Annotated in this window: 11 protein-coding genes; 6 read left to right on the top strand and 5 right to left on the bottom strand. The window is 30.9% G+C overall.

Features of this window, described 5'->3' with window-relative positions; all coding sequences use genetic code 11:
- Positions 1-5: 5 nt before the first annotated feature.
- Complete coding sequence (locus Q0822_RS15310; protein WP_299125247.1) at positions 6-2756, top strand: CHAT domain-containing protein; 2751 nt, start codon at positions 6-8, stop codon at positions 2754-2756.
- Between the two features lie 4 nt (positions 2757-2760).
- On the opposite strand, the gene Q0822_RS15305 is transcribed toward Q0822_RS15310, so the two are convergent.
- The gene (locus tag Q0822_RS15305) at positions 2761-3480 is read right to left on the bottom strand and encodes a tetratricopeptide repeat protein (RefSeq protein WP_299125245.1); all 720 of its coding nucleotides are present in this window, start codon (positions 3478-3480) and stop codon (positions 2761-2763) included.
- 4 nt (positions 3481-3484) lie between these two features.
- Entirely contained in the window at positions 3485-4048 is a 564-nt protein-coding gene (locus Q0822_RS15300; RefSeq protein ID WP_299125242.1) for a sigma-70 family RNA polymerase sigma factor, read from the bottom strand.
- Positions 4049-4171: 123 nt separating this feature from the next.
- On the opposite strand from Q0822_RS15300, the gene Q0822_RS15295 reads away from it, so the two are divergent.
- Genes Q0822_RS15295 through Q0822_RS15275 form a run of 5 tightly spaced genes read left to right on the top strand, consistent with a single transcriptional unit; the run spans position 4172 to position 9901 of the window.
- Positions 4172-4843: a TIGR02594 family protein gene (locus Q0822_RS15295; protein ID WP_299125241.1), complete on the top strand. Its 672-nt coding sequence runs from the start codon at positions 4172-4174 to the stop codon at positions 4841-4843.
- 23 nt (positions 4844-4866) lie between these two features.
- A complete protein-coding gene (locus Q0822_RS15290; RefSeq protein WP_299125238.1) occupies positions 4867-6306 on the top strand; it encodes a hypothetical protein in 1440 nt (479 codons plus the stop codon).
- A gap of 29 nt (positions 6307-6335) precedes the next feature.
- Entirely contained in the window at positions 6336-6638 is a 303-nt protein-coding gene (locus tag Q0822_RS15285) for a hypothetical protein (protein WP_299125235.1), read from the top strand.
- A 48-nt stretch (positions 6639-6686) separates the two neighbouring features.
- Complete coding sequence (locus Q0822_RS15280) at positions 6687-8282, top strand: hypothetical protein (protein ID WP_299125233.1); 1596 nt, start codon at positions 6687-6689, stop codon at positions 8280-8282.
- Positions 8273-9901 carry an HU family DNA-binding protein gene (locus tag Q0822_RS15275; RefSeq protein ID WP_299125231.1) on the top strand — a complete coding sequence of 543 codons (1629 nt, stop codon included), beginning with the start codon at positions 8273-8275 and terminating at the stop codon, positions 9899-9901. The genes Q0822_RS15280 and Q0822_RS15275 overlap by 10 nt, the downstream gene beginning before the upstream one ends.
- A 50-nt stretch (positions 9902-9951) precedes the next feature.
- Here Q0822_RS15275 and Q0822_RS15270 read toward each other — a convergent pair whose 3' ends face one another.
- The 3 genes from Q0822_RS15270 to Q0822_RS15260 all read right to left on the bottom strand — a co-directional run bounded on the left by Q0822_RS15270 (position 9952) and on the right by Q0822_RS15260 (position 13020).
- Positions 9952-11262, bottom strand: a complete 1311-nt coding sequence (locus Q0822_RS15270) for a hypothetical protein (protein ID WP_299125228.1) — start codon at positions 11260-11262, stop codon at positions 9952-9954.
- Positions 11263-11360: 98 nt separating this feature from the next.
- On the bottom strand, positions 11361-12107 hold the full coding sequence (locus Q0822_RS15265) for an alpha/beta hydrolase (protein ID WP_299125227.1): 747 nt from the start codon (positions 12105-12107) through the stop codon (positions 11361-11363).
- A 34-nt stretch (positions 12108-12141) separates the two neighbouring features.
- On the bottom strand, positions 12142-13020 hold the full coding sequence (locus Q0822_RS15260; protein ID WP_299125225.1) for an alpha/beta fold hydrolase: 879 nt from the start codon (positions 13018-13020) through the stop codon (positions 12142-12144).
- Positions 13021-13034: the final 14 nt, after the last annotated feature.

Here is a 13034-nt window from a genome sequence, read left to right as displayed (position 1 = left end):
AATTCATGAAAACATGGCTATGTATCATCTTTAAACTTTTATATATATGGCCAATATTATTAGCACAAACTCAAGATTATAAAAGTCAATTAAGTATTTATAAGGAGAAAGCTGATCTCTTTTTTTATTCCAAGCCAGACTTGAGCTATAATCTTTATAAAAAAATTGCACAAATTTCAACAATAAATGAAGATTGGTCAGAAGTTTTTGATGCGTATTTTGCATTAAATGATTTAGCTCTAAACTCAAACAATTTTGAATCCATAAAAACTAATTTAAATCTTATAGACTCTTTGGCTATTAGCCAAAAACGATTTATAAACCAATCAAATGATAGTCTTTATTTTAAAAATTATATAAATTATCAAAAAGGGTTTTACAACTATAAAATAGCTAATCATGGTTATGCACTAATCAATTTTCAAAAGATTATTTCTAGAACAGAAAATAAGCCAGACTCTTTATTAAGTCTTGATAATAAATATGAAGTTGTTGCTGCTTACAGTTCTATAGCAAAAATCTATGCAGATGAAGGACGATACAGTACTTCTAAGTCTGTCTATGAGAAAACCATTAGGTTTATGACCCTTCGCTATGCTAGTGATAAGGATTTACTTTTTTCTATTTATAACTTATATGCAGACCTATTACAAGAAGAGAAAAACTACAAGAAATCTAACTACTTTTTTTTAAAAACCCTTCCTTATCACGAAGAAATAAAAAGTGAAAACAGTATAATAACCACTACAGCAAATATTATTGAAAACTATACAAAGCTAAATCAGTTAGATAGTGCAAAATATTATTTACATAAATTAAGAGCTAAAATTCCTAAGGAGAATCATTTTTTCCACCTTTATTGTCAAATAGCATCTAGGTTTAATGAAGCAAATAATGATTCTGAAGGAGCACTAAACTTACTCAAAAAAAATAGAGACCTGTCACTAGATAAATGGGGAGGAAAAAACCAACAAGTTGTTTCAGAATCTTATAATTTAATTGGAAAACTTTATCAAAGACAAAATATTCCATTGAAGGCTATAGATAATTTTGAAACTGCTTTATTATATATTTCAAAAGATACTATTAGTTCTGTCATCAACAAAACAATACAATTTAAAACAATAAAGTATAAAGTAAAATCCTTAAACGACTTAAAAAAATATAGACTAACAATAGAAGCCTCGGACAAAGCCATTTCAATTTTAGATAGTATAAAACCCTCTTTTAAGAATAATGCTGATAAATTATTTTTAATTGAAGATGCATTTCCTCTATTTGAAAATAGTATTGAAGCAGCTTACAATTTATTTTTAGAGACATCAGATTCAAAATTTATTGACAAGGCTTTTTTCTATTCTGAGAAAAGTAAAAGCACCTTGTTATTAGAATCTCTTCTTAGTACTCAAGCGAATTCATTTGCCAATATTCCAAAGGAATTTATCGACAACGAAAGCTTATTAAAAGCTAAAATCAACTATATCGAAAAAGCAATTAATAAAAAATCTACATCAGAATTACAAGACCAACTATTTGATTTAAAACAACAGTATAGGCAATTAGTTAATACTATTGAATCTGATTATACGCAATATTACGATGTAAAATACAATACTAAAGTCACGACACTATCAGAATTACAAAATCAAATAGATAACAACACCTTAGTGCTCTCTTATTTTTATGGAAATGATGCCATCTTCACCTTTTCGGTTTCAAAAAATTCAAAACATTTCGAAAAACTAGAGTTAAGTGATGATTTTGAAAATCTATTAAAAGATTATTACGCTATTGTATCCAACCCTAAATCTGATATTGAACTGTTACAAAAAAAATCAAACAAACTTTACCAAAAACTGATACCTAAGAACTTATTAGGCACCTTAAATCAGCAACTTACAATAATACCAGATGGTTTATTAAACTATCTACCCTTTGAAAGTTTGTTTGGTAACAATTCAAAATATTTAATTGAAGATTATTCCATAAGCTATACTAATTCTGCTACATTATTAAAACAACTAAAACTTAGTTCTAAGAGTAATACTAAAATCTTGGCTTTTGCGCCTAGTTTTAACAATTCAAGTTCTTCTGCACTTTTGGCACTCCCAAACAATGTAAAAGAGGTTGAATATATTTTATCTCATTTTAAAGGCAAGTTATTCATGAATGAAAATGCTTCTCTAAGTAATTTTAATAGCAATAATAAGAACTACGGTATCATTCATTTGGCAACTCATGCCATTTTTAATGATGAAAGTCCAGAATATTCCTATTTAGCATTTACACCAAATCCCGGAAGTGAAAACCTCTTATATACTAACGATTTGTATAACCTTAAATTAAATGCCAGTATGGTTACCCTAAGTGCATGTGAAAGTGGTATTGGCAAACTAAAACGCGGTGAAGGTATGATGAGTTTGGCTCATGGGTTTTACTTTAGTGGTACAACAAGTATTGCAAGCACACTCTGGAAAGTCAATGATGCTTCATCATCACAACTAATGGATAATTTCTATAAAAATCTTTCTCAAGGTAAAACTAAAGACCAAGCCTTACAATTTGCAAAACTAGACTTTATATCCACAAATAAAGATAATGCTCTAGCGCATCCGTTTTATTGGTCTGGATTTATTATTTCAGGAAATACTGAAGCTTTGGTCATCAATAATAAGAATTGGATTTATTTTGGACTTGGAATACTACTCGTTTTTATATTAAGTGTATTTTTTAAACGAAAGAAAAATAGAATTTAGTTTACTAGTCTAACGCCTTAATTAATAATTTGGCTTCTTCTGTTTTGTACTTATACTTTTCAACCAATTGATTTAAATACTCTATAGCTTTAGTTTTATTCTCCTCTTTGATGTATATAAGAGCTATGTACCAATGAGATTCTGCAACAAACTCTTCGTCGGTTTTAATTACAGTCTCCAATAAGTGCTTGGCTTTTTCATATTGTTTTATATTTAAATAAGATTGTGCTTTATAAAAATTGAAATAATCTTTTGATTTAGCTTTGTCAAACTTTTCTATAGCTAATTGATAATTAGCTGCTTCATAAGCTACAAAAGCTTCTCGCTCTGGTGAATTAGTACTATCACTTCTTGTTATAGAATACACAGTATTAGGATAGGAATTATAATTTTCTGAATAAAGGTTTTCATAATTTATACTAAAAAAATTCTGATACCCAAACCAACCTGCTGTAATTAAAATAATAATTGAAGCAGCAATTTTCAGATAAGAAAAAGAAGGTTTTTTGTCTGTTTTTTCAATTTTCGCTTTGGTCTCAAACTGGTTTAATTTAGACTTCAACTCTTTATGACGTTTTTCTTTAACCACTCGTTTTAAATTACTCTCAAACTCAAATTGCTTCTTAAATTCTTCGTCTTCTTTTAATAATTTATCAAAAAGTAATTCTTGATCTTTAGTTAAAGAATTAGAGAAATAGTGGTATAGTAATTCGCTTTTATTCACGCTATTAGTTAGTATTAAGGATACGCTCTTTAAGGATTTTCATGCATCTAGACTTAGTGCTTTTAATTACATTTTCTGAATTGTATTCTGTATGCATCAAAATATCTTTAATGGTAAATCCTCGATAATAAAACAAGTCCAATAGTTCTTTGCATTTTTTTCCCAATGTAGAGAAATGCTTATATAACAATTGTTGCTCAGTTGTAAGGTTCTCATTATCTATATCTAGCGTATCAATCAAATCGTCTTTATTATTTAAAACAGAAATATCAAAATCTGGATGCACTATTCTTTTATTATATTTCAATTTATCAAAAATCATATACTTACCAATACTTGTAATATATGTTGAGATAGTGCTGGTAAATTCTTTTATTCGACCATTCATTACATTATCATAAAAAGCAATATATGCTTCTTGATAAATATCTACTAAATCCTCTTCTGGTAAATTATAACGCTTAGCAAAATTTAAAAACTTTGGTCTATTATCCTCATAGACCAATCGCAGTATATCATCTGAACCCTTTTTTAAATCTTTAAGTGTAATATAGTCTTCCTTATGCATTAATGTTTTGATAGGTTTAATGGTTAACGCATTCACTCAAATTTAATATTTCTTTTTCATAAATGTTAACCTTTTGAAAAGCTTTCTATAAAAGAGTGTAATTAATCATTAAAATATAAAATTATGGGAAATTTAATGCAGATAGCATCAGCCGAAATTGGTGTTAAAGAAGTGCGAGGTTCTAGATCTAATCCTCAAATAATTAGATACGCTGAAGAATCTGGGTTTAACAATTACCGTTCAGACGAAACTGCTTGGTGTAGTCTATTCACTAACTGGGTTGCTTATAAAGCAGGTCTAGAACGTACAAACTCATTATGGGCTAGATCATGGCTAAATGTTGGTGTTCCGGTAAGCGATCCCGAACCAGGAGATATTGTTGTCTTTTGGAGAGAAAGTCGTAATTCTCGTAAAGGTCACGTAGGCTTCTTTCAAGGATTCTCCGAAGATAAATCTCGCGTTTATTGTTTAGGCGGCAATCAACGTGATATGGTTTCCATTACTGCTAAACCTATAGAACAAGTTTTAGGCTATAGAAGATTGCGCTTTGTTAATGAAATTACATTTTCAAGAAAAAACCTCAAAAGAGGAGACAGAGGTACAGAGGTAGTTAAACTACAAGACATCTTAAAGCAACTTGGTTTTAATTGCGGCACGTCTGATGGCATCTTTGGTCCAAAAACAGAACAATGTATAAAAGATCTACAAGCTACTTCTGAAAACCTTGAAATTACAGGTATTCTAGACAGTAAAACCAAGGCATATATCCAAGAAGTAAAATCACAAGACAAATAGTATAATATTAAAAAAACAAAATTATGGCAGCAAAAAATAGAAATAACACAACACGCTCAAAGAATAGTAATAATAACAATTCTAAGAATACAAGATCTAATAACCGAAGAAGTTCTGGTTCAAAAAATCCTACAGGTAGAAACTTCACTAAACCTAATCATTCTTATGAGCATAGTTCTAGTGATAATAACGGTTCTAACGAATATGATTCTGAGTCTTACAACAATTCAAGTCATTATCCATCAAAAGAAGACACTAATAGTTCTAATTACAATGATAATGGATATGATTCTGGAAGTAATAATAATTCAAAAGAGCATAATCAATATAGAAACGAAGAACCTATAAATGACCCACCATATGATGATTATGACAGTAATTACAGTAATGGAAAAGATTCTGTGAATAATAATTCAAATTATTCCGAAAACAATAGTCATGAAAGAGAAGACGACAATAATTCTGAAGTAATATCAAAACAAAGAAATGGAGGTTCGGAAGAATCTAATAGTACTGATGACATTTATGGAGATGGTAGTAATTACGAATACAATGATGTAGATACTTCTGAGAACGAAACGTCAAATAATAATACAGACTCCAACTACAGAGAAAATAACATTATCCCAATGGGTAAAGGTATGTTCGTAGAAAACCTTAGAGGTGCTGAACCTACTGCTGAAGGCTTTGCTAATAGAGCACAACAAAACGGAATTACTTGGATAGCCTTTAAAGGTGCTACACAAGATGTACGAGGCATTACTCAAGGAGATCAAAATGAAAGTCAACGCATTACCCAAGATTATATAGAAACATTTAAAAACAATGTAGATAATGCAAAAGTTTATGTTTGGGGTTGGCCAACTGCTAATAGTAACGCAAGACAATATAGGCTCTTCATTGATAGGATGATTAGAAAAGTTGAATGGGTTAATGGTGATGGTATTATACTTGATATTGAAGGACCTATTCGAGGAGTAAGAGCTACAGGATGGAATCGTGGTGATAATACAAGAAATATGAGGATTCTTATGGACTATGCTTTAGAACAAGCTCATCAAAGAAATATGACAGTAGCTGTATCTAGCTTCGGAACAGCTGTAAGAGGTTTTCCTTGGTCAGAAATGAGCAGAGCTGATTTTGGAATTCCTCAATTGTATTCCCCTTTGAACGAAATATTTGACAGTTCAGGTAGTGTAAAACAAACGCATAGAAATTATATAAGGAGAGGTGTAGAATTATGGCAAGATGACACAAGGGGCTTTAACAACAAAATTGTTGTTGCCTCTGCCACAATGACTAGAGGGAGAAAAACTGCTACTCACGTTCGTGCCCTATTAGAAATTACCGCACCACATCTAACAAACCAAAGTATAATTTGGTGGGTTTGGCATGGAACTAGAAACCGAAGAGCACCTATGAGTGATGCTAAATGGGATGTTATAAGATCCTTTAATTTCTAACTGAATAATAATCTAATAAATATATAATTATGAAAGGTACATTAAAAAAAATATCAGAAATATACAGTGATTCAAAACTTAGTCCTGGTGAAATCACAGAATTTAAAACGTTATCGGATAGAGCTGTAGTTGACATTCTTCAATTAGAAGGTGATGAAGGCGTAACTAATGCTTTATGCAAATCGTTTGAAGTTACAAATCAACTATTACAACAAACAATGTTAAAGTTTAAAAAAGAAAATAAAAACGAAGATTACAAAAAGGCTTTGGCTAATATGGTTTTTGCACAAATGGAATTATTAAAAGCTAATATTCATTTGTTTACAAACTAAAACTGACAACAAAACAAATAATAACAAAAAAATTAAAAACAAGAAATCATGAATGAAAAAATAAATCCAGGAGACCTAATGAACGGAGTATTAGGCAAAATCTATGACAAATTAGTTGAAGGCGACCCAGATGTGGTTACAAAATCACCAGATAATCATTTTGCATGGTTATCTGTGCCAATTCCCTTTCATAAAAGTGACTTCGATTTTATGAATGAAGGCTTTAAAGGTTATGCTCGTCAACCAATATTTAGTCCTTTAAATAATACTATGACTTCAGTTGAAAAAACAAAAAATACCAATGAAGAAAATAGTGATGGAGAGTCAAATGAAGACAATCAATCCTCTAATATCTCAGAATCATCAGAGAATGAAATGTCTAAAGAAGATCTTATAGCTATTGATGCTAACAGAAAGTATCTCCAAGCAGAAAACATTGCCGCTTTATTAGATTATATACCAGATGTTGATGGCATGAACTCTAGCACAATAAACGTCTTTAGTAGTGAAGGCAAGATTTCATCGGTTTATCACGAAGTATTAAATCATTGTATGGTAGCTGATTACGAAATGGATGAAAAAACAAAAGCCAAAGTTGAAAAATACAAAAGCAAAATGGTTACTAAAGAATATGACGATATCCTGGAAAAAGAAGTAGAAAAACCATCTAAAATGGTCTTATTATATGAACAGAAAAAGAATGCCTATGACGCAGCATGCCAAGAATATAATGATTCAGTCGCAGAGGCCATTGTTGGAACGAACGAAAATAATATTCATGCTATGAGTACAGGAAATGCAAAAGTCTTACAATCTAAAAAAGATGCAGCATTGAGAGATTGGATATCCAATGGTTACAAGGAACAATACGAGCATATCACCAACTTTATAAGCCACGTTGAAGGAAGACATATGGTAAGCCTAATAGATAAGTACAAACAAGACTTTGAAAACGCTCAAGTATCTGCTATGTCTGGCTCTAAATTACCGTTTCAATATACATCATTAGTCCCTGGAACTTTTGCTAAAACTAGCAGTTGGACACAATTTGAATATACGTTTAGTGACTATAAAAGTAAGTATAAGAATAAGTCTCAAACTATTGGAGGTAGTGCTGGTGGTGGAACATTTCTTGGAGGAGCTAGTGTGGAAGCGAGTCATACAAAAACCAACGCAAAACGTGAAAGTGATTTTGAAGGATTCTATTTAAAATTTCAAATCTGTGCCGTACAAATATATAGACCATGGTTTCATAAAACCTTTTTAACCAACACAAGCTGGAAGTTTGACTCTAATGACGTTAATTATAAAGACGATTTGCTATCAGATGGTAACATTCCTGCCAAGGGAAGAATGCCAGCAGTTACCACACAATGCATATTTATAAGAGACCTTAGACTGAATTATGGAAAATATCATAGTGAGTTTGAGAAAAATCTAAGTGAAACTGACGTATCAGTTAAAACAAGAAGCATATTCCATAAGTCTGAATTCAATTATAACAATAGTGAATCTAGCGGTAATCGCGAAAGAAATCGTACAAGTAATGAGATAAAAGTAGACGGAATGCAGCTTATTGGATTCAAATGTCACTTACTAAAAGAATCACCTAATCCAAATCCAGAAATAGAAAAATGGGTATAATCAACCAAAACGTTAATAATATCATCTTCTTCAAGCTAAGGGAAGTTTCAAAAAGTGATTTAGGTATAACTGAAGATATCTACTTCGATATGATTCCAGCATCATATAGCAAAAACGATCTCACTTTCTTGGAGGAGGATATTATTAATAGTGACCCTCATAAATTTTATAAAGATCTAGGAGATTTCGCCATGAGTGCAAACTCTTTAGAATTTGATAAGGAAAGAAAATTATGGAATACTTCTGCTGGTGAATCGGATAAAATTCTATATAATAAACTAGGAAACTTAATCGAGAGAAAAATGAAATTACCTGATCAAGATGATGAGATATCTTCAGATTTTTTTCAATCCGATTATTTTGAACAGATCATTAAAGAGAGCTACTCAGAGTATTATAAAAATTGGATAGCTCTCAAAGAAATTAAAGAAAAATATGGCGATGACTCTCTGGTCTATAAAGCTGCCTCAGAAACATGGAAAAAAGACGAAAAGAAACTCAACGTAGAGACAAAAATAAAAGAACTCCTCAAAAAAAGAATTCAGGATTTATGGGATGAAAAAGAAGAAATTAAAAATAAAATTGACATAAACACCACAACAATAATTACTAAGCCAACATATGATATTGTTGCTACTGCCTTTAATCCAAAAAACTTCTATTCTTCTAATTCTGAGTGGACACATTACAAAATTTCCAAGGATGAAATAAAAAATCTCATTGACTCTAATACTGATGAGTTTAAAATTCCTAAGAATTTTGATAATGACATTATTTCTATAGAGTTTGAATGTTGTTTTCTAAATGTTTTTAGAGATTGGCTACATCATTCTTTCCTTGAATCCCCATTATGGATTAGCGAAGGAGCCATTGAAACTTATCCTAAAAAATTAATGTTTATACGAAATGTAAAGTATACTCAAAAACAACATCAGGATATTAGACCTATTAACACAAACTTTATGCTTAGTACATTTTTAAGCCCTATGTTTTTAAGTCCAATTAATTTTAAAACAGCAGGTAAAAATGATGCTCATAAAGCATATTTATCTCGAAATGCAGATAAAAAGGCTAAAACAAGTATATTAAAAAAAGTAACTCCTAATTCGCTGAAACTAAATCTACAACCTAATTTGAATTTAGAACATTATGAATTAAAAACTAGACGAGCTAGAGTAGGAAGAAATCCTGTGACAGGAAAAATCATCAATATTAAAGCAAAACATGTTTTAAGACTAAAAAAGCAAAACAATTATAAAATTTCTGTTTTCTCTAACACGCGTTCACCATTAAGTGATATAACAATAAAGTTGACACGAAATGGAAAAGAAATTAAAGAAAAAATTAAAAAGAGTAATCATATTATAGAATTTAAGACAAGCCAACAGAAAGGATACTTTATTGAGATATTGCATCCGAAGTTCGAGTCTTTAAAAATTGAATTAAAAGAAACAAACTTTCAAAAAAAATCTAATGTTTATACAAAGACTATTTATTTAAACCCAAAAAATATTCTTGAAACATATGCGCTCGAAGAGGATACTTTTTTATTATTGGGCTGCATAGGTAAGACAGTTAAGAAGGATAATAATCCTATTGAAGGTATAAATTACTATTGATCTAGTGTTTGATTAAAAACCGAAGCTTTTGAGCTTCGGTTTTATTTTTATTAATCCTCGCCTGTCTGTTTCAAATTCTCAATATCATTTTCTATTGATAAAATCAATAAGCTTGTTGCTGTACAAAACACTGGACTTGTAATACAGTGGTGTCCATTCCAACTCCCGTCTTCATTCTGTATTTTCATTAAACGACCAGAAACATTATCGTACCATGTTTTCCAATCGTCATCGTCATTAACAACCATAGATTCACCTGTTTGTAAAAAACTTAAAAACTCCTCACCTCCATTATTACCAAATCCACTCATTACATCATTACGTTGTGCCTGTTTTTTGGATGCATTATACACATTATAAGATGATACATATCCAATTGCTTCACTTTCAGGAATACCAATATCTTGTAAATTTTCAACAGTGACAGTATCATCTTCTTTTAGTTTTCCTTCTTTTTTAGCCTTAGCGATTAGTTCTTTTGCTTTTCTGGCATCTTTAGCAGATCCTCTCGCAGAATTACTTACCGAGTATAAAATTATACCTGCCCCATCTGTTGTTTTAACAGATTTTGACTCTTCATCATAATTACCTTTAAGATAATTCTTTTGACTTGTTACCACAACTTCATCTAGTTCAGCACCAACAGATCCTGCAGATTCTAAAGCACTTGTTGCCAAGCCAGATTGCAATACACCAGCCCATCCTGCACCTTTCATTTTTCCATCTGCACCAGTTGCTCGTTGAATTTTATCTACGCAAATATCTAAACATTTTTCAACACGCTTTTTCGTCTTATTATCTATTTTATCCTTTAATATATTTGAAAAAAATTGAGCAGTTAAAACGGCATCAATATTATTTCCAAGTTTAGATTGTATTTGTGTTCCGCGTTCTTGAGTAATAAATTCATCATCTTTAGAAAGGCCTTCTACTTGCTCGAGCAAAAACTCTAATGCTTTATTAAGCTGATCTTTATACTCACCTTTTTTTAATGTAGATCCACTTCTTAAAATGGCCATGGCAACCATAGATGTTGTTGCAGGATCTGCATTTACTGCATGAGGGTTCATTTCGCCTTGTCTGCTATGACTACCTGCTCCATAACCTCCATTTTCTAGTTGTGCTTTTGCCAGCCAAATTAATCCGTCATTGACAACAGGTTGAATATTTTCTTTTAATTTGAATTGGGCATAACCTTCAGAAGGTTGCTCCCCAAAAGTGGTCATAAACACGCAACCCTTTTCTCTACTCACTTCAGCAATTGGTTGCTCGTTTGAAGTTTTGTTAACAGATAAAGCTGTTGCAATAAATAGCATTATAACACCAGTAATCCCAACTAACTTTTTTGTCTTTGTTTTCATAATATTTTGTTTTTTGATTCAACTAAAAGTATTATGAAAGTTTAGGTTAATGAACCTAAAATGAGTGTACGGTACTTTTGAATGCGTAAAGTAAGCTTTTAAAAGAGTATAGCTTTAATGGCTTCATGATAACTTTCAAAATCAATAAGATTATTATGATCTCCACCATTAACAGTAACAAAGTTTAAGTTTTCAAGATTTAATTTTGAAAGTTTTTCACCTGAGGTATATGGCACCACGCTATCATCTGTACCATGAATAATTGTTATCGGACAACTTGTTTTAGGTAAGTATTGATACGTAGGAAACTGATACTTCAATAATGGTTTTACAGGAAACATAGGAAATCGATGTTCTGCCACATCTAGAATACTATAATATGGTGTTTCTAAAATAAGCTGTTTAGGGTAATTTTTTGATGCTAATTGTGAAGCCATGCCTGTTCCTAAAGATCTACCATATAGTGTAATTTGATTTTCAGAATAATGTTTTAGGAGATAATCATAACAATATTGTGCATCATCATATAGAGCTTGTTCACTTAACTTTCCAGTACTTTTTCCATAAGTTCTATAATCAATTACTAAAACATCATAATCCATGGCTACAAAATATTCTGCAATATTTCCCCATCGACTTAAATCGCCTGCATTGCCATGTAAATATAATATAACCCCTTTGGGATTTTCAATCTTAAAATGTAGTGCATTTATAGTCGCATTATCATCAATTTTTAGAAATAATTCTTCAAAATTATAGTTGAACTGATATTGATAATTTTGCTCTAGAGTTGTAGGCAAGAACAAGATTTTTTCTTGAAAAAAGTAAAGTGCAGATCCTATCATAACATATAAGCCAAAAATTACAATGACGAACTTTTTAAGCCTTCTTTTTAGTTTTCTTTGAAGAGTGAATGACATTAATACTTGTGGTTTCTAAATCGATAGTTTTTGGTTGGCTGTTTAATATATCATCTAACATTTTGTGATAGGATTCAAAATTATTTAAATTCTTATGTCCACCTCCTATTACTGTGTGTAATTTTGTGAGCTTTGGTTTTATTTTAGATAGTTTAACACTAGATTTATAAGGAATCAGCTTATCATTCGTACCATGAATAATGTGAACAGGACATTGTACATATTTTAACCATTTGTAAGTTGGTAATGGATATTTAAGCAATAAAGACAATGGCATAAAAGGAGCGTAGCGCGCCGTGACTTTTGTTAAACTATAATAAGGAGCATCAAGAATTAGCATTTTAGGATTATTCATCGATGCCAATTTTGTTGCAAAACCAGAACCCAATGAACGACCATAAAGAATAATTCGGTCTTCGGTAGTTTGCTCTTTAATCTTGTTATATACCAATTGTAAATCGCGCTTTATTGCTTTTTGAGAGCGTTTTCCTGTGCTTTTACCAAAGCCACGATAATCTACCATCAGTACATTATAACCATGTCTTGTGAAATCTACAGCAAATTTTCCCCAACCTTTAATGCTTTTAGAATTTCCTTTGAGATATAATACTACACCTTTACTTTCTCCTTTTGGAAAAAAACGTAAACCGTTGATAACTGCTCCATCTCTAGTTTCTAAGTTGTACTCTTTTGTTTCCTGATTTTCATAATCGAACTGAAAATCTTCAGGTAATTTTTCCGGTTTAAAGAGCATATAATCTTGCAAGTAATATAATGCGATGCTTATCCCAATATATATTGCTAAAATTAAAAGTGCTGTGGAAACCCAGTATGCCATAAATGAAATATTAC

Origin of the sequence: uncultured Winogradskyella sp. (assembly GCF_947496485.1) — a bacterium.
Taxonomy (GTDB): domain Bacteria; phylum Bacteroidota; class Bacteroidia; order Flavobacteriales; family Flavobacteriaceae; genus Winogradskyella.
This window is presented reverse-complemented; position numbering and strand designations above follow the sequence as displayed.